The 18,205-nt window shown below is 70.0% G+C and carries 12 protein-coding genes; 4 read left to right on the top strand and 8 right to left on the bottom strand.

Annotation, left to right across the window (positions count from 1 at the left end; all coding sequences use genetic code 11):
* Positions 1-61 precede the first annotated feature (61 nt).
* The 4 genes from ACIQU6_RS15275 to ACIQU6_RS15260 all read right to left on the bottom strand — a co-directional run bounded on the left by ACIQU6_RS15275 (position 62) and on the right by ACIQU6_RS15260 (position 5,472).
* Positions 62-1,288 (bottom strand): MFS transporter, encoded by a 1,227-nt coding sequence (locus ACIQU6_RS15275; protein WP_403482088.1) that lies wholly within the window; start codon positions 1,286-1,288, stop codon positions 62-64.
* Positions 1,285-2,973 carry an FAD-binding oxidoreductase gene (locus ACIQU6_RS15270; protein ID WP_403482087.1) on the bottom strand — a complete coding sequence of 563 codons (1,689 nt, stop codon included), beginning with the start codon at positions 2,971-2,973 and terminating at the stop codon, positions 1,285-1,287. The genes ACIQU6_RS15275 and ACIQU6_RS15270 overlap by 4 nt, the downstream gene beginning before the upstream one ends.
* A gap of 125 nt (positions 2,974-3,098) precedes the next feature.
* The gene (locus ACIQU6_RS15265; RefSeq protein WP_403482086.1) at positions 3,099-4,715 is read right to left on the bottom strand and encodes an FAD-binding oxidoreductase; all 1,617 of its coding nucleotides are present in this window, start codon (positions 4,713-4,715) and stop codon (positions 3,099-3,101) included.
* 94 nt (positions 4,716-4,809) lie between these two features.
* Positions 4,810-5,472 carry an O-methyltransferase gene (locus ACIQU6_RS15260; protein WP_403482085.1) on the bottom strand — a complete coding sequence of 221 codons (663 nt, stop codon included), beginning with the start codon at positions 5,470-5,472 and terminating at the stop codon, positions 4,810-4,812.
* A 376-nt stretch (positions 5,473-5,848) separates the two neighbouring features.
* Between ACIQU6_RS15260 and ACIQU6_RS15255 the strand changes: the two genes are divergently transcribed.
* Positions 5,849-6,415, top strand: a complete 567-nt coding sequence (locus ACIQU6_RS15255; RefSeq protein ID WP_403482084.1) for a flavin reductase family protein — start codon at positions 5,849-5,851, stop codon at positions 6,413-6,415.
* Between the two features lie 103 nt (positions 6,416-6,518).
* The gene (locus ACIQU6_RS15250; RefSeq protein ID WP_403482083.1) at positions 6,519-8,096 is read left to right on the top strand and encodes a 4-hydroxyphenylacetate 3-hydroxylase family protein; all 1,578 of its coding nucleotides are present in this window, start codon (positions 6,519-6,521) and stop codon (positions 8,094-8,096) included.
* Positions 8,097-8,255: 159 nt separating this feature from the next.
* On the opposite strand, the gene ACIQU6_RS15245 is transcribed toward ACIQU6_RS15250, so the two are convergent.
* The 3 genes from ACIQU6_RS15245 to ACIQU6_RS15235 all read right to left on the bottom strand — a co-directional run bounded on the left by ACIQU6_RS15245 (position 8,256) and on the right by ACIQU6_RS15235 (position 11,638).
* Entirely contained in the window at positions 8,256-9,647 is a 1,392-nt protein-coding gene (locus ACIQU6_RS15245; RefSeq protein WP_403482082.1) for a class I adenylate-forming enzyme family protein, read from the bottom strand.
* Positions 9,648-9,725: 78 nt separating this feature from the next.
* Positions 9,726-10,835 carry a 3-dehydroquinate synthase II family protein gene (locus tag ACIQU6_RS15240; protein WP_403482081.1) on the bottom strand — a complete coding sequence of 370 codons (1,110 nt, stop codon included), beginning with the start codon at positions 10,833-10,835 and terminating at the stop codon, positions 9,726-9,728.
* Positions 10,832-11,638 carry a 2-amino-3,7-dideoxy-D-threo-hept-6-ulosonate synthase gene (locus ACIQU6_RS15235; protein ID WP_403482154.1) on the bottom strand — a complete coding sequence of 269 codons (807 nt, stop codon included), beginning with the start codon at positions 11,636-11,638 and terminating at the stop codon, positions 10,832-10,834. Before ACIQU6_RS15235 ends, ACIQU6_RS15240 begins: the two co-directional genes overlap by 4 nt.
* A gap of 339 nt (positions 11,639-11,977) precedes the next feature.
* Here ACIQU6_RS15235 and ACIQU6_RS15230 point away from each other — a divergent pair, with 339 nt between their 5' ends.
* Positions 11,978-12,787, top strand: coding sequence for a class I SAM-dependent methyltransferase (locus tag ACIQU6_RS15230; protein WP_403482080.1), 810 nt, complete (start codon positions 11,978-11,980; stop codon positions 12,785-12,787).
* Positions 12,774-13,478, top strand: coding sequence for a M24 family metallopeptidase (locus ACIQU6_RS15225; protein WP_403482079.1), 705 nt, complete (start codon positions 12,774-12,776; stop codon positions 13,476-13,478). Before ACIQU6_RS15230 ends, ACIQU6_RS15225 begins: the two co-directional genes overlap by 14 nt.
* 83 nt (positions 13,479-13,561) lie before the next feature.
* On the opposite strand, the gene ACIQU6_RS15220 is transcribed toward ACIQU6_RS15225, so the two are convergent.
* On the bottom strand, positions 13,562-17,794 hold the full coding sequence (locus ACIQU6_RS15220) for a molybdopterin-dependent oxidoreductase (protein ID WP_403482078.1): 4,233 nt from the start codon (positions 17,792-17,794) through the stop codon (positions 13,562-13,564).
* Positions 17,795-18,205 lie beyond the last annotated feature (411 nt).

Here is an 18,205-nt window from a genome sequence, read left to right as displayed (position 1 = left end):
AACGCCCGGCCGGCCCTCCGACCGGGCACGTCGGCCCAGCCTCACCCAGGCCGACCGGGTGTCACACCACCTGATCCCGCTGCGGCGCCCGGCTCCCGCGACGCCCCGCGACCGCGGCCACCAACACCGCAGCGCCCGCCAACACGGCCCCCGCGCCCAGGCTCACGCTCAGCCCGTAGCCATCGACCAGCACCCCGCCCAGCAACGACCCCGCGGCCAGGGAGATCTGCACGGTGGTGACGAAGGCCGCCAACCCACCCTCCGGCGCCTCGGGCACCGCCCGCATCAGCGCCGTCTGCAGGCTCAACGGCACCGCACCGAACGCCGCACCCCAGACCAGGACCAGGACGACCACCGCCACCCCCGCCCCCCGCACCACGGGCAGCAGCCCCGCGACGACCGCGATCCCGGCCGCCGCCCCGACCACCGTCCCCCACACCGAACGGGCCAGGGTCAGCCCGGCCAGGAAGTTGCCCGCGACCCCGGCCACGCCGTACCCCAGCAACACCGCCGCCACCGCGCCGCCCCCCAGATACGCCCGACCCTCCAGGTACGGAGCGATATAGGTGTACGCCGCGAAGTGCCCCAGGAAGGCCAGCGACGTCGCCAACAGACCCACCCGGGCGACCGGACTGCCGAGCGCCGAGACCAGGGCCCGCCGGCCGGTCACCGCCGTCGCCGGCAGCGCCGGCAGCAAGCGGAGTTGAACGGCGAGCGCGACCAGCGCCAGCACCCCGGCCACCCAGAACGCCGTCCGCCACCCCGCACTGCCGCCGACCAGCGCCGCCAGCGGCAGGCTGGCCACCGTCCCCACCGCGATGCCCGCGGTGACGAGCGAGGACGCCCGATGGACGGCCTCCGGCGGAACCAACCGCGGCGCCACGGCCGCCCCCAGAGCCCAGAACCCGCCCAACGCCGCCCCGAGCAGCACCCGCCCGACCAACACCACCAGCAGGTCGCCGCCGATCGCACAGACCACGTCGGCCAGGCACGTCACAGCGGCCAACGCCCACAACAGCGGACGGCGGTCCAGCCGCCCGGCCACCACGGTGAGCAGCGGCGCGGCGACGGCCGCCGCGAGCCCGGGCACGACCACCAACAGGCCGGTCGTCCCCGTCGAGACCCCCAGGTCCGCGGCGATGCCAGGCAGGGCACCGACCGGCAGCAACTCGGAGAGCACCAGGGCGAAGGAGCCCAACGCCACCGAGACGACCGCCGGCAGGCCGCCGCGGCGCCGGACGGTACCCGACACCGCAGCGGCCGACCGATGCCCCGTCGTCCCGGTCACGACTTCGGCAGTTGTACCGACTGCTTGTGCCGGAAGACGTCATGCGGGTCGTACTTCGCCTTGACCCGCTGCAGCCTCGGGTAACCGTCCTTGTAATACAGCGTGTACCAGGGCACGTTGGACTTGTTGTACACCGGGTCGCTCAGATCGACGTCCGGGTAGTTGACGTAGCACCCGTCGGTGACCTCGTTGGGCACCGGTACGCCACCGGTCTCGGCGTAGACACCGTGGAAGAACTCCCGGATCCACTTCAGACACTTGGCCTCGTCCGCCCGGTCCGTCCACCAGATCATCCAGGCCGCCTTGTACGCGGCCTTCCGGTGCGGGGCCGCGGTGGCGTCCGGAGCGACCGCGTTGACCTGCCCCCCGAACGAGCTGAGCATCACCGACGCCGTGGAGTTGCCCACGTCGTCGCGGGTCAACTGCTGGTAGAACCTGTCGATGTGCGGGTCCGGCATCGCCGTGCGGTAGTACGCCGACTTGAAGTCACCGTTCAGGCTCGGGTCGTTCAGCGTCGGGTTGGTGGTCCCCAGATAACGCGCGGCCTGCAACCACGGCATCTTCCGCGGCTTGACGAACTCCGGCATGGCCGGCAGCTCTCCCATGTGGACGCTCAACGGCTCGTGCTCGATGCCCAACCCGGCCGTCACCGCGGTCAGGAAGTCGTCCAACACCTTCTCCGCGCCGGGGGCCGTCGCATCGGCCTGGGTGACCAGACCGATGTACCCGTTCGACTTGTGGTTCAGCGACAGCATGCTGACCAGGTGGTCGTTGGGAGTGCCGGACCCCAGGTGCTTGGCGTGCCAGTCACCGAAGTTCTTCACCAGACGCTTGAAACGCTCCTTCGTCATCTGCTGCCACGGCCAGGAGATGGCGCTCAGCAACACCTCCGCCGGCGGCTGGGGGAGCAGCGCGGTCGGGTCCGAGCCCTTGGCAGTGGGCGAGCGGAACCAGAAGCGCGTGATCACCCCGAAGTTGCCACCGCCACCACCGGTGTGCGCCCACCACAGGTCGTGGTGCGGGTCCTTGGGGTCCCGCGTCGCGACCTTGGCCCGGGCCACGCCGTCCGCGTCGACGGTGACGACCTCGACGCCGTGAAGGTGGTCGACCACCAGGCCCAGCGGGCGGCACAGCAACCCCCAACCGCCGCCGCTGACGTGCCCGCCGGCGCCGACCTGGAAGCACATGCCGGCCGGCACGACCACGCCCCACGTGCGGTACATGCGCTCGTAGACGTTGAGCAGCTCGGCCCCGGCCTCCACCGCGATGGCGTTCATCTTCGGGTCGTAGTAGACCCGGTTCATCTTCGTCATGTCGAGGATGACCCGGACCTCGGAGTTGAAGACGAAGTCCTCCCAACAGTGGCCGCCGCCGCGCACGGTCAGCCGCTTGCCGGCCGACACCGCCTGCTGCACGACCCGGGTCACCTGGGCCGTCGTCTCCGCCAGGCACACCTTCTCGGGCGAGGCCACCCAGCGCTGGTTCCATCCCCGGACCACGTCCGGATACCGCTTGTCGGACGGTGTGATGACGGTGACCGGCTCCGCAGCCGTCTCGCCCCCGCCGTCGGCCGCGACCGCCGTCCCCGACAGGCCCGCGCCCCCTAACAGCGCGGCACTCCCCGCCACGGCGCCCGCGGCGAGGACGTCCCGCCGCCGCACCGCGCCCTCATCGTTCCCCCTCATGACAACTCCTTGCCGTTCCAACGTAGTTGTGGTCGATTGACGCGATCACGCTGAGGAGCGCGCCCGGGGTGCCGGCACCCCGGGAACTGCGCTCGAAACCGAGCCGGCCCCCGCCGGCGCACGGATCAGCGGGCGAGCGGCCGCACCGACTGGCGGTGCCGGAAGACATTGCGTGGGTCGTACGCCGTCTTCACACGCCGCAACCTTGAGTAGTTCTCCTTGTAGTACAGCTCGTGCCAGGGCACGTTGGACTTGTTGAACGCCAGGTCGTTCAGGTCGGTGTCCGGGTAGTTGACGTAGCAGCCGTCGGTGACGTCGTTCGGCACCGGCACACCGCCGGTCTCCACATACGTCTCCGCGTAGCTCTCCCGCGCCCAGGCGATGTACTTCGCGTCGTCGGCGGGGTCGTTCCACAGGACGGACCAGAGCATCTTGAACGCCGCACCCCGGTGCACGAGAGCGGTCTCCCGCTCGCCGACCGCATGCGTCCGACCACCGTAGGGCGTCAACTGGATGTTGATCTTCGGGTTGTCGATGTCGGTCCGCGTGAGGTGCTTGTACAGCGTCTCCGCGTGCGCCCGCGGGAAGTTCGCCTTCATGTAGGCCGACTTGTACTTCGCCCGCAGCGTGGGGTCGTTGAGCTGCGGGTTGGTGGTCCCCATGAAGCGCGTGCACTGCAACCACGGCATCCGCTGCGGCTTGGCCAGATGCGGCATCGGCCCCACCAACTCACCCATCGGCTCGGTCAACGCGCCCGGCCCGGTGGAGACCCCGGCGCTCATGTACGCGAGGTACTCGTCGAGCAACTTCTCGGCGTGCGGGACACCCGCGTCGACCTGGGTGACCATCCCGATCTGACCGTTGGACTGGTGGTTGAGCAGCATGAAACTCGTCACGAAGCGGTTGGGACTGTCCGGCGCCATGTTCGCGACGTGCCAGGACGCGTAGTTCTGCACCAACCGCACGAACTCGTCCCGGGTCAGGTCGCGCCACGACCACGACACCGCGCTGAACAACACCTCGGCCGGCGGCCTGGGCAGCAACCGGCACGGATCGGTACCCGTCGCACCCGGCGAACGGAAGAAGTAGCGCGTCACGACCCCGAAGTTGCCCCCGCCACCGCCCGTGTGGGCCCACCACAGATCCCGGTGCGGGTCGTCCGGCTCCCGGATGGCAACCACCGTCCGAACCGAACCGTCGGCCCTGACGTGCACCACCTCCACCGCGTACAGGTGGTCGACGACGAGGCCGTCGCGGCGCACCAACATGCCCCAACCACCGCCGCTGACATGCCCACCGACCCCGACCGAATAGCAGATCCCACCCGGGATGGTCACACCCCAGGTGCCGTACAGCTTCTCGTAGACATCCAGCAGCCCGGCACCGGCCTCCACTGCGATCGCATTGAGCCCCCGGTGGTAGTACACCGCCTTCATCCGCGACAGGTCGAGCACCATCTGCGTGCCCGCATTGAAGACGAAGTCCTCCAGACAGTGCCCGCCGCTGCGCACGGTCAGCCGCTTGTCACGCCGCACGGCCTCCGCGACGACCGCCGGAACCTGACTCGGCGCGTCGACCACCCGCACCGACTCCGGACGGGCGACGAACCGCGCGTTCAACGCCCGCACCAGGTCCGGGTACTGCCGGTCATCGGGAGTAACCGTCGTCAGGCCGGCCCTGACGCCTTCCGATCCGTGGTTTTCGCAGAGGCCGACGGCTTCGTCGGCAGGGTGATGCACCATGGTCTTACCTTCGTGACGAGGACCCTGAGGTCGTGAATGGGAGAGAAGCCCGGCACCCGCCGGGAGCCGGCCGACCGGCCGGCTCAGGACCTGCTCAGCGCTTGAGGGCGAACGTCAGGCCATCGGCGAACGGCACCACGCTCAGGACCACCCGCTTGTCGTCGCGCACCTTGGCGTTGAAGGCCCGCAACGCGGTCGTCTCCGAGTCCTGCTGCGCGTCGTCGAGCACCGCCCCGTGCCACAGCACGTTGTCGACCACGATCAGCCCGCCGGGCCGCAGCAGTTCCAACGCGGCCTCGTAATACGCCGCGTAGTTCTCCTTGTCGGCGTCGATGAAGACGAAGTCGAAGGAACCGGCCGACCCGTTCTCCCGCAGCAGGGCCGCCAGCGACTGCCGGGCGTCACCGACGCGCAACTCGATCTTCTCCGCGACCCCGGCGCGCCCGGCGAACTCCCGGGCGATCGAGGTCCACTCCTCGCTGATGTCCAACCCGACCACCCGACCGCCCGCGGGCAGCGCCATGGCGGTCGAGAGCAGGCTGTACCCCGTGAAGACGCCGATCTCCAGCGCGCGCCGGGCACCGGTCGCCTTCACCAACAAGGCCAGGAACTGGCCCTGTTCGGGGGAGATCTGCATGAGCGCCAAGGGCAGCTCGGAAGTCTTCTTCCGCAGGTCCCTCAGCACGTCCGGCTCACGCAGGGAAATGCTGGCGACGTAATCCTGCATCGCCTCATCGACGGTCACTTGAATGCGCATGAAACCCCCGTTTCACAAATCGCGATCACGGCTGGTCCGGCAGTCAACGACGGCCCACCCACCGTGCTCTCGGGGCCGCGGTCGCGCCCAACTGGCGCACGACTGACGGAACTTGCCGGTCCATGACCAGACCGCACCCCCGGCTTCCGAAAGCTAGAACGCCGAACCGACGCCCGTCAAGCACTCCAGGAACACCCGTCCCTGGACCGTTTCTTCAGCGCTTGCTCGAACAATGCGAGTAATGCCGCCGGACACACGCACGGGAATTTTCCCAATTCCTTGCCGAACCGCCGACGTCGGCGACACCGGCGACCGGAGCGGAATGCCGGGCACCCGCGCCCGCCTTCCCTCCCCCTTTCCCGGAGGAGGCCCCGTAGTGGATCCGGAACAGCGCGCGCTGAGGGACTGCCTGGGGCAGTTCGCCTCGGGAGTGACCGTGGTGACCACCGCCGACGGCACCGCCGTCCACGGCGCCACCGTCAGCTCCTTCACCTCGGTGTCCCTCACCCCACCGCTGATCCTGGTCTCCCTCGACCGCCGCAGCCGCACCTGCCACCGACTCGCCAAAGCCCCGACCTTCGGCGTCAACGTACTCGCCGCCGACCAACGCGACCTCGCCCTGCTCTTCGCCGGACACCCCGGCGGACCGGCCCCGGAGATCCACTGGACGGGCGAGCCGCACGCGCCCCAACTCCCGGGCGCCGTCGCACACTTCACCTGCCGCCCCTGGGCCGGCTACGACGGCGGCGACCACGTCCTCCACATCGGCGAGGTCATCGACTTCCAGGCACCCGGCGGACCCCCGCTGGTCTTCCACTCCGGAAGCCTCGGCGAACTCCACCGAACACCCGGCGGAACCGTATGGGCCGGCTCGCTCGACGGCCCCGCCCACGGCTGGACCGCCGACTTCGGCGCCCTCGCCGCGACCGCCGGCACACCATGACCACCACCTCGCCACCACCACCGGCCGCCACACCACCCCGGACCGCCGCCCGCACCCGCGGTCCCCACCACCACACGGCCACCAACCGGACAAGGAGCGAAACATGACGCCACCCAACGGCGCCCCGGCATCCAACGCCCCACAGGATCCCGGAACACGTCCACTGACCGGCCGTGAGTACCTGGACAGCCTGCGCGACGACCGCGAAATCTACCTCTACGGCGAGCGCGTCAAGGACGTCACCGCCCACCCCGCGTTCCGCAACTCGGCGCTGATGACGGCCCGGCTCTACGACGCCCTGCACGACCCCGCCCGGCGCGAGGTACTCACCTGCGCCACCGACACCGGCAACGGCCGCACCCACCCCTTCTTCCGCACCCCGCACACCGTGGACGACCTCGTCGCCGACCGCGAGGCCATCGCCGAATGGGCCCGCATGACCTACGGCTGGATGGGCCGCAGCCCCGACTACAAGGCATCCTTCCTCGGCACCCTCGGCGCCAACAGCGACTACTACACCCCCTACGAGGACAACGCCCAACGCTGGTACAAGGAATCCCAGGAGAAGGTCCTCTTCTGGAACCACGCCATCATCCACCCACCCGTGGACCGCCACCTGCCCACCGAACAGGTCCAGGACGTCTTCGTGCACGTGGAGAAGGAGACCGACAACGGACTGGTCGTCTCCGGCGCGAAAGTAGTGGCCACCGGCTCCGCCATCACCCACTACAACTTCATCTCCCACTACGGACTGCCCCTGCGCGACCGGAAGTTCGCACTCGTCGCCACCCTGCCGATGGGCTCGCCCGGACTCAAGCTGATCTGCCGCCCCTCCTACGCCGCCACCGCCGCCGTCATGGGCAGCCCCTTCGACCACCCCCTCTCCAGCCGACTCGACGAGAACGACACCATCTTCGTCCTCGACAAAGTCCTCATCCCCTGGGAGAACGTCTTCCTCTACGGCGACGCCGACCGCGTCAACGGCTTCGCACCCAGATCCGGCTTCCTGGAACGACTCACCTTCCACGGCTGCATCCGACTCGCCGTGAAAATCGACTTCCTGGCCGGACTGCTCCTCAAGGCCGTCGAGATGACCGGCAGCAAGGACTTCCGCGGCATCCAGACCCGCATCGGCGAGGTCCTCGCCTGGCGCAACATGTTCTGGGCACTCAGCGACGCCGCCGCCCGCAACCCACAGGAATGGAAGAACGGCGCACTGCTGCCGCGCCTCGACTACGGCATGGCCTACCGCTGGTTCATGACCCTCGGCTACCCGCGCATCAAGGAGATCATCCAACAGGACGTGGCCAGCGGCCTGATCTACGTCAACTCCGCCGCCGAGGACTTCGCCAACCCCGAGATCCGCCCCTACCTGGACACCTACGTCCGCGGCTCCAACGGCTACGACTCCGTCAGCCGCGTCAAACTCATGAAACTGCTCTGGGACGCCATCGGCACCGAGTTCGGCGGCCGCCACGAACTGTACGAACGCAACTACTCGGGCAACCACGAACAGGTACGCACCGACATCCTCCAGGCCCAGGCCGCCAGCGGCCAACTCGACGAGTACAAGGGCTTCGCCGAACGCTGCCTGGCCGAATACGACCTCGACGGCTGGACCGTCCCCGACCTCGACTCGTTCCCCGAACTGCGCGAACAACGCAAGCGGTTCTGGGGCTGACACCACACACCACGACGAGGCCGGCCCGCTGTCGTGCGGGCCGGCCTCGTGATGGTGTGTGGTGTCAACCGGCGCGACGGGGCACCAGCGCCGGGCGACCCTCCGCCGTCGCTGCGGTAGGCCGCCGTGACGGCCCCCAACCGGCGGTACGCGGGCGCATCACCGGCCCCGACCCACCCGGTCCGGCCACGGCGCCCAGCCCCGCCCATGCAACCGGGCCCGGTCCCGCAGCACCTTCCCACTGGCCGAGCGCGCCAGTTCGGGCACCACATGGAAGGACTCCGGCACCGCCGCCTCCCGCAGGAACCGCCGGCACCAGGCCGCCAGGTCATCCCGCCGCAACGCACCGGACCCGGCCACATGCGCCTCCACCGGGTCCGGGCCCAGCACCACGGCGTCCCGGACGTCCCGGTGAGCGAGCAACACCGCCTCGATATCGACCAGATACTCACCCGAGGACGTCCGCCCATCGCGCCCGCGCAACCGCCAGGCGCCCGTCGCCGCATCCCTGGCCACCAGGTCGTGCGTCGCCAGCCAACCACCGCCCGCCAACGCCGGCCACGGCTCGTACGGATACGGCGACGCGGGAACGTGCACCTGCAAAGCACCGGCGACCACCCGGGTGCGCACACCAGGCAGCGGCACCCCGATCGCCTCCGGCCCGTACGCACCCGCCAGATCCGTGGCGACCACGCCCGTCTCCGTCGTGCCGTACGCCTGCCCCACCCGGACCCCGTAGCGCCGGGCGAACGCGCCCGCGGTCTCCACCGGCAGCACATCACCACCGGACACGGCCAACCGCAGCCGCGGCAGCCGCGTTCCGGCAGGGGCGTCGGCCAACTGCGCGATCTGGCGGGGGCCGCCCAACACCACGTCGGCATCCGCCGCGGCCGCCACGACGCCCGCATCACCACCGGACGTCGGGAAGACCACCGTCGCACCGGACGCCAACGCGTGCAACACACCCCCGATCAACGCGAACGAACGCGCCACCGGCTCCAGGACCGCCACCCGCTCGCCACCGCGCGGCGCCAACGGCAGCGCACCGAACCGTCGCACCTCCGTCAACAGGGACGACGCGGTGCGCCCCGCGGCCTTGGGCCGCCCCGTGGTACCGGAGGAGAACTGCACCAGACAGTGGTCCGTGCTCGCCGGCCGGCCACCAGGCCGCCGCCGCACCAGGACCTCACACTCCGCCGCGAACCGGTCCTCGTCACCGAGGAGTTCCCCGAGCGTGATCACGAACTGCGGGCAGCTGAGCTCCAACAGCGCCCGCCGCTCCGCGCGCGATACCGACGGCTCCAACAGCACGACCTGCGCACCCAGGGACCACAGCGCGCACACCACCCACAACTGCGTGAAACTGGGCGTGCCGTGCAACGCGACCGTACTGCCCGCACGGATGCCATGGGCGGGCAGCACACTGGACAACCACGCGGTGCGGGCGCGGAACTCCCGGAAGGACACCGCGTCGGCGCCCGCCCGTGCCCACTGCGCACGCGGGTCGCCGGCAGCCAGGAGCCCCCCGCCCCACCAGCCTTCGTCGTTCATCTTCTCTCCCGGCCGATGCCTCCCCGCCGGCGGTGCCAACCCCTCACGGGAGCGCGGCACCACCGGCACGCATGGCGGCTACTTCTCGACGCAGAACTCGCCGACGGGCCAGCCGACATGGCGCTTGTCGGTGGCGACGTGCCCGAGCAGCAGGTCGCCCTGCTTCAGCTCCGTCACGTTCAGGACCGCCGCACCCGGGCCAAGGACCCGCACATGCCAGTCGTCCTGCACGATCAGGTTGACCTCGACACCCTCGGGCGACACCGCCCGGATGCCCAACAGCGGACGCGATTCGAGCTTGATCCGCCCCACCACGATCCGCCGGGTCCGACCGTCGGCCCCCACCGCCAACACCGCCGAGCCCGCCTTCAACTCGCTCAGGTAATTGGTGCGGTTGTCCTGGCCGAAGACGTACGAGTGCAGCGCCCCCGCATTGACCCGGAACGGACGCGTTGGCATGTACGGCAGCGGATGCGTCTCGCTCACACACAGGACGAACCCGTGCGCGTACGAGCCGATGAGCATCCCCTCGTCCTTCTCGAAGTGCGTGCAGGTGTCGATGCACACCCGGTCGCCCAGACCGAGGTGCTCGATCGACTCCACCGTCAACGTGGTCAGCTCCAGGTCGGGAGTCCCCTCCCGCAGCAGCTCCACGAGCCGGAAGACGTCGTTGGCGTCGCGCGGGGCCAGCAGGACGCCCTCCGAACCCTTCTCCAGCACGTCGACGATGACCTTCGCCTCCTCCAAGTCATCTGCCCGGCAGACGAGTTGACCGGGGGAGCGGTCGGCGGCCGCGATCACGATCTCCAACGGGATCTTCGTCGGATCCTTGAACTGCACCACCGCGTACGGCAGCGCCACCGCCGTCTCACAGGCCAGGGTCAACGTGGGATCGTCCACGACGTCCACCAGTCCCGCCACGTCCGGCTCACCCGCCAGGTGCCGGGTCCGGAGCCGGTCGAGGCCACCGGAACCGGCGACCTCCCGCAGCACGATCAGCCCGTCCGGAGCCCCCTCGGCCGGCGGCTCCGCGCCGGCCAGGATGCGCTTGACGGTGACCGGGAGCGTGGCGAGCGTGTCGATGTCGCCGTCCACGATGCCGTCGACACGGGCGTGCACGGCCGCGTCGACGACCGCCTCCCGCTGCTCGGCGGGAACGGTACGGAGGTCGATCCAGGCGAACTTCACAGGGCACCTGCCAATTCGGGAGAGGACTCGGACGGACGCGCGGGACCGCTGCCGTGGACGATCGCGGCCAGGTCCCGGACCACGGACTGGGGTGAGGCACTGGTGAACACCCGGCGGCCCACGGCGAGTCCGGCACAACCGGACGTCATCGCCGCCCCCGCGAAGGCCGCCAGATCCTCCGCGGAGCCACCGCCGCCCGCGACCACGACGGGCAGCGGAGCGGACTGGACCACCTCGGCCATCCGCGCCGCCGGCGCGGCGAGCACCGTCTTGACGATGTCGACACCGAGATCGGCCGCGACGCTGACGGCGTGCGCCACGAGCTCCGGCCGGGCGGGATCCGTCACCCTAGGACCCCGGGGATAGACCATCGCGATCAGGGGCATGCCCCAGCGCTCGCACGCCCCGGCCACGGTTCCCAGGTCGCGCAGTTGCGCGGGCTCGGTGTCCGAACCCAGGTTGACGTGGACGCTCACCGCATCCGCCCCCAGGCGCAGACACTCCTCGACATCGCCGACGAGGACCTTGGCGTCCACGTCCGGCCCCACGACGGTGCTCGCGCTCAGATGCACCACGAGTCTGGTGTCCGCCAACAGACTCGGCGGGATCGTCCGGGCTCTGCCCTTGTGCACCACGACGGCGTCCGCACCGCCCGCCGCCAGGTCCGCCACCAGGCCGGGAAAATCGGCCGCGGGCACGATCGGCCCGTCGGAGACGGAATGGTCCAGCGGGACGAACAGATACCGGCCGTCACCGGGACGCGACAGCCGTGCCAGGCGCAGTGCTCTTCCGGTCAGCGGCATCGATGTCATGACACGCCCCCATTCGTACGCGACAGCTCTGCCTCATGACGGAACTCTCGCAAGGGCCGCTGAAGAATCGAGCCAACCCGTCTCCGCAGCCAAGCACCGCCCCCCGCCCGGGACGTCGCCTCGTGGGGCGCTCCACCTCGGAGCGGCCTCCAGATCCCCATGTGCAAACCATTTGGTCAAAACCCCAAGCATGTGCCAGATCATTTACGGATCGGCATCGCAGTTGCAGTATGGAGAGGGCTTCGCCGGCGGCAGGCGAGGAGTACCGACACCTCAGGCACTGCCGGCGTGACCTTCCCGATTCCTGCTCACAAGGCGAGGTACGGAACCATGGACGCACGCACCCTGGACGGCAGCGCGGGCGATGTCGACTACGGCAGCTTCGGCTCCGGCTACTCGGGCTACCGGCGTCCCGACGCCCGCATCGCCCAGTTCGTCGCGGACGCCCTGGGCGGCGCCCGCACGGTCATCAACGTCGGTGCCGGCACCGGATCCTACGAGTCGGCAGCTCCGGCCGTGACGGCTGTGGAGCCGTCCGAGACGATGCGCGCGCAGCGCGCGACGGGCCTGCCCCGGGCGGTGAACGCGGTGGCGGAGAACCTGCCCTTCGGGGACGGGGAGTTCGACGCGGCGATGACGCTGTTCAGCGTCCATCAGTGGAGCGACGTGGAGACGGGTCTGCGCGAGATGCGCAGGGTGGCCCGTGGCCCGGTGGTCGCGCTGACCTGTGACCCGGAGTCGGTACGGAACTTCTGGCTGTACGCGTACGCACCCGAGGTGATCGAAACGGAGGCCCGCCGGTACCCGTCGATCGACAAGATGGCCGCCTCGCTCGGCACGGCTGTCACCGTGCGGTCCGTGCCGATCCCCCTGGACTGTACGGACGGCTTCAACGAGGCGTACTACGGACGCCCCGAGATGCTGCTCGATCCGGCAGCCCGACAGGCATGCTCAGCCTGGAGTTTCGTCGACGACCAGGTGCGCGAGCGGTTCACCACACGCCTGCGCGACGACCTGGATTCCGGCCTGTGGGACCAACGCTTCGGCCACCTGCGCAGCCAGGCGTTCTACAACGGCTCGCTCGTCATCGTGCGCGCGGCACCGCGAGGAGAAGAGGAGCACCGCCATGGGCATACCTGATCGTATGGACGAGAAACTGCGAGCCCTGGGCCTGGTCGAGGCGCAGCGCAAAGCGACGGCACTGTTCGCCGAGGTCGAAGCGCGACACCTGGTGGCACCCGGCGCCGGCGAACGGGAGGTCAGCAACCGGATCCGGGATCTGGCGAACGAGATGTTCGGGACAACGAAGCACTGGCACAAGCGGATCGTCCGTTCCGGCCCCCACACCCTCTTCCCGTACCGCGAGAATCCGCCGGACCGCGTCATCGACGAGGACGACATCGCCTTCGTCGACTTCGGCCCGATCTTCGAGGAGTACGAAGCGGACTTCGGTCGCACCTTCGTCTTCGGCGACGATCCGGTCAAGCACCGGCTACGGGACGACCTGGCGACCGTCTTCGCGGCAGGCCGACGCGCGTTCCAGGCCGACCCCGACATCACGGGCAAGCAACTGTACGCCGAGGTGGAGCAGTTGGCGGCCGAGGCCGGCTGGTCCCTGGGCGGCTGGCACGCGGGGCATCTGGTCGGGGAGTTCCCGCACGAGACGATCGACGGTGCCAAGACGGAGTCGTACATCGTGCCGGACAACGACCATCCGATCCGTCGCACCGACAGGGCGGGCTGGCGCTGCCACTGGATCCTGGAGATTCACCTGGTCGACAAGGAGAACGGATTCGGCGGTTTCTACGAGCAGTTGCTGGACCTGGCCTGACGGGAAGCCGGCGGCCAGGAAGTCGTCCACCACCGGCCGCCGCCCCGGTCCCGACCAGTGGCACAACCGCCCCCGGAACAGGGTCAGTAGACGTCGCGGACGTAGCGCTTGTCCGCGGACAGGCGCCTGACGTAGTCGGCGGCCTCGTCGGCGTCCATGTTGCCGTGGGCGGCGGCGATGTCCCTGAGGGCCTGGTCGACGTCCCTGGCCATGCGCCCGGCGTCGCCGCAGACGTAGAAGTGGGCACCGTCCCGGAGCCACTGCCACAGGCGGGGGCCGTGCTCCCGCATCCGGTCCTGGACGTAGACCTTGTTGCGCTGGTCGCGGGAGAAGGCGACGTCGAGGCGGTCGAGGTGGCCGGACGCGCGGTATGCCTCCAGGTCCTCGCGGTAGTAGAAGTCGGTGGCCCGGCGCTGCCCGCCGAAGAAGAGCCAGTTGGGGCCGGTGTGGCCGCGGGCCCGACGGTCTTCGAGGAAACCGACGAAGGGCGCCACGCCGGTCCCGGGTCCCACCATGATCATGGGGGTGGCGGGGTCGGCGGGCGGGCGGAAGTGCGGCGAACGCTGCACGAAGACCTGCACCGGGCCGTCGTCGGCGTGCTCGGCAAGGTAGGTCGAGCACACGCCCTTGCCGTCGCGGCCACGGTCGTCGGTATAGCGGACGACGGAAACGGTGAGACGGACCTCACTCGGGTGCACGAGCGGGCTGGAGGATATGGAGTACAGGCGGGGCTGAAGACGCTTGAGGACCCCCGCCCAGTCCGCCGCCGAAGCACGGACGGGGAACTCTGCGACGACACCGGCGGCCTGACGGCCCCAACTCCACTTCGCCAGCGCGTCCTTGTTGTCCGGACGCAGCAGCCGCCTCAGCTCGTGACTGCCGGTTCGTTCGGTCACGAACCTGAGCAGGTCGGTGGTGACGCGGGTGATGTCCAGGCGGGTGCGCAGCGCCTCTTCGAGGGGCAGCGACGCCCCGTCGCCGACATCGACGACGTCGTCGGGGTCCAGGCCGGTGAGGGCGAGCCATTCCGCGACGAGTCCGGCGCCGTTGATCGGCCATACACCGAGGGCGTCACCGGCGTCGTAGGCGAGCTCGCCGTCGCGGGTGTCGAAGGCGAACTGCCGTACCTCCTTCTCCGAACTGGGCAGGCTCAGCAGCCGGTTGCCGACGAGCAGCGTGGCGAACGGTGACGCCTTGGTGTAATCAACTGGTTCCGGAGCGGGCGACGGGGTGGGGACGGTCGGTGTGGTGGCGGTGGGGTCGGGCGTGGCCGTCTCGACCGCACCCGCCGGAACGGACCGCCGCTCGTCAGCCGTGCCCAGCGCGGTGACCACCTGCCCGAGCCACCGCTCGGCGGCCTCCTCGAAGTCGGGTTCGCAGTCGGTACGGGGGAGGAGACGGATTGCTCCGAGTGTCGCAAGGCGTTCGTCGAGCCGGCGGCCATGGCCGCAGAAGTCGTCGTAGGTGGAGTCACCGAAGGCGAGGACCGCGTACCGGATTCCCTCCAGTCGCGGAGCGTCCGGCGCGGACAACTCCTGCCAGAAGTCCGCGCCGTTGTCGGGTGCGTCGCCGTCGCCGAAGGTGCTGCTGACGAGGAGGACATCGGTGCCGGGGGCGAGACGAGCCGGGGTCGCGTCGACCATGGGCAGCAGCTCGGCGGTACGACCCGCCTCGGCGAGGCGCGCCACGACGCTGCCGGCGAACTCCTCGGCGTTACCGGTCTGAGAGGCCCACAGGACGACCAGGCCACGGGTCGGTACGGCGGCATCGGCGTCCGGTGCGCCGGTCTGCGCGGACGTCAGGGCCGGCGCGGCGTCGACGGTGCGGGAGTACATCCCGGCGAGGACTCCGTCGACCCACAGCGCGTGGCCCGGATCGAAGGGCGCGCCTGGCGGCAGGACGGGGACGTGCCCGTCGGGCGGGGTGAGGGCGAGGCCGGCGAGATACCCGGAGAGGTAACGGCGCTCCGCCTCGGCCAGCGGCGCGGGGGCGAGGCCGGCGATGCCGAACAGCGTGGCGAGCGCCTGGACGGGGGAGTCCGCGGCAACGGTTGCCGCGTCTGCCTGTTCGGGCACGGGGGGCACCGGCGCGGCCTCCGGCTCAGCGTTCGGGCGGGCCGCCGGGACCGGGGCGACCGTCTTGGCGAGAGCGACGGCGCAGACCTTGAACTCCGGCTGGAAGGAGATCGGATCGACGGCGTCGCTGGTGACGGCATTGACGCTGAGGTACTCGCCGAACAGGTCGTTCCAGTGGAACGGGGCGAAGCAAGTGCCCGGCCGCACGCGGTCGGTGACCACGACGGGCAGGACCGCACGCCCGCGGCGGGAGGTGACCTCCAGGTGGTCACCCTCGACAACGCCGAGAGCCCCGGCGTCCTCGGGGTGGACCTCCACGAACGGGCCGGGGTTGAGCTTGTTGAGCTTGGCGACCTTTCCGGTCTTGGTCATCGTGTGCCACTGGTGCTGGAGGCGGCCCGTGTTGAGGGCGAACGGGTAGTCGTCGTCGGGGAGTTCGGCCGCCGGCAGGTGCGGGCGGGCGAAGAACCGAGCACGTCCGCTCGCCGTCGGGAAGGCCAGCCGGGGACGGGTGCCGTCCCCCCGCTCCAGGAGGGCCTGGCTGACGCCGTTGTTGAGATAGCGGATCGGGTTGCGGTCCGGGCCGTCGACGGCCGGTGCCGGCCACTGGACGGGGGAGACGCGCAGCCGGTCGTAGGTCACGCCGCGCAGGTCCCAGCCGGTCTTGGGGTTCCACGCCCGCTTGAGTTCCTCGAACACCTCCTCGGCACAGGCATAGGTGAAGCCGTCGGCGAAGCCCATCGCGCAGGCCACCCGGGCGATCAACTGCCAGTCCGGCAGCGCCTGGCCGGGCGCGTCGACGACTCCCTGAACAAGGGTGAGGTTCCGTTCGGAATTGACCATGACGCCGTCGGACTCCGCCCACAGCGTGGCGGGCAGTACGACATCGGCGTAGGCGTTGGTCTCGGTCTCGGCGAACACGTCCTGGGTGATGACGAGTTCGGCGGCCTCCAAGCCCGCGATGACGGTCTTGCGGTTGGCCACCGAGGCGACCGGGTTGGTGCAGATGATCCAGCACGCCCTGATGTCGCCCGCTGCCAACTGCTCGAACATCTCTACCGTCCCGCGCCCGACCTCGGTACGCAGCGAACCCTCGGGGATGCTCCACAGGTCCTCGACGAACGCGCGCTCGGAGTCGACCAGTAGGGAGCGCTGCCCGGGCAGGCCGGGACCCATGTAACCCATCTCGCGGCCTCCCATGGCGTTGGGCTGGCCGGTAAGCGAGAAGGGGCCGGATCCCGGGCGGCAGAGGGCGCCGGTGGCGAGGTGCAGGTTGACCAGGGCGTTGGTGTTCCAGGTGCCGTGGGTGGACTGGTTCAGGCCCATGGTCCAGCAGCTCATCCACTCGCCGGCTTCACCGATCCACCGCGCGGCCAGGCGGATGTCGCCTTCGGGGATGCCGGTGATCTCCGCGACCTGCTCGGGCGGGTAGTCCGCCAGGAAGGCGGGTATCTCCTCCCAGCCCTCGGTGAACTCGGCGATGAACTTCTCGTCGGTGTGGCCGTTCGCCACCAGCAGGTGCAACAGGCCGTTGAGCAGGGCCAGGTCCGTGCCGGGCTTGATCTGGAGGAAGAGGTCGGCCCTGTCGGCGGTGGCGTTGCGGCGCGGATCGACGACGATCAGCTTGGCACCCGCCGACTTCACCCGGTCCATCATCCGCAGGAACAGGATCGGATGGCAGTCGGCCATGTTGGCGCCGATGACGAAGAACGCGTCCGCATGGTCGAAGTCCTGGTAGGAGCCGGGCGGGCCGTCCGCGCCCAACGACAGCTTGTAGCCGGTTCCGGCGGAGGCCATGCACAGCCGGGAGTTGGACTCGATCTGGTTGGTGCGCACGAAGCCCTTGGCCAACTTGTTCGCCAAGTACTGCGCCTCCAGGGACATCTGCCCGGAGACGTAGAAGGACAAGGCGTCCGGCCCGTGCTCGTCGAGGATCGCCCGCAGCCGGCCCGCGACCGACTCGACGGCCTCGTCCACGTCCGTCTCAACGGGCTCGGCGCCCCGCTCGGCACGCACCAGCGCCTTCGCCACCCGCCCCGGAGCCGCCATCAGGTCCGCACTGGTCGCCCCCTTGGTGCACAGGCGACCGGAATTGGTGGGGTGCGCCCTGTCCCCGGATGCCTTCGCCACCCGGCGTCGCCCGTCAGCGGGGTCCCGCGCCACGTCCAGAACGATCCCGCAGCCCACCCCGCAGTACGAACAGACCGTACGGACGCTGCCGTCCTTCGAGCCACTTGCCACCAAAACTCCACTCCGCGGCGTGTCCACTCCCTTGAGCCGGACCGCCCCCGTCAGCGGCGGCAGCCCAGAGACAGCACCCTATGGAGATCGAATTTCGATTCCGTCACGTGGTGGGAATGCCTGGGGTTACACCCGGCGCACACGGCACCAAGGGCACGTGTGAGGTGCTCGCGCCGCCCCCTGCAGACAGCCACCGCAGCAGCGTGCGGACGAACTACGGCGCGGCCGCCACCGCGCCGGGCCAGCCACGCCGCGCGCAGCGCTCCGCCAGCCAGCGGCATCGTTGTCATCACACGCCCCCATCCGCACGCGACAGCTCTGCCTCAGGGCTGCACACTCGCAAGGACCACTGAAGAACCGAGCCAGGCACCAACGACGCACGCCGGCAACGACACGGCGATCACGCGCACC

This window comes from Streptomyces sp. NPDC090442 (genome assembly GCF_044769405.1).
In the GTDB taxonomy this organism is placed as follows: Bacteria; Actinomycetota; Actinomycetes; order Streptomycetales; family Streptomycetaceae; genus Streptomyces.
This window is presented reverse-complemented; position numbering and strand designations above follow the sequence as displayed.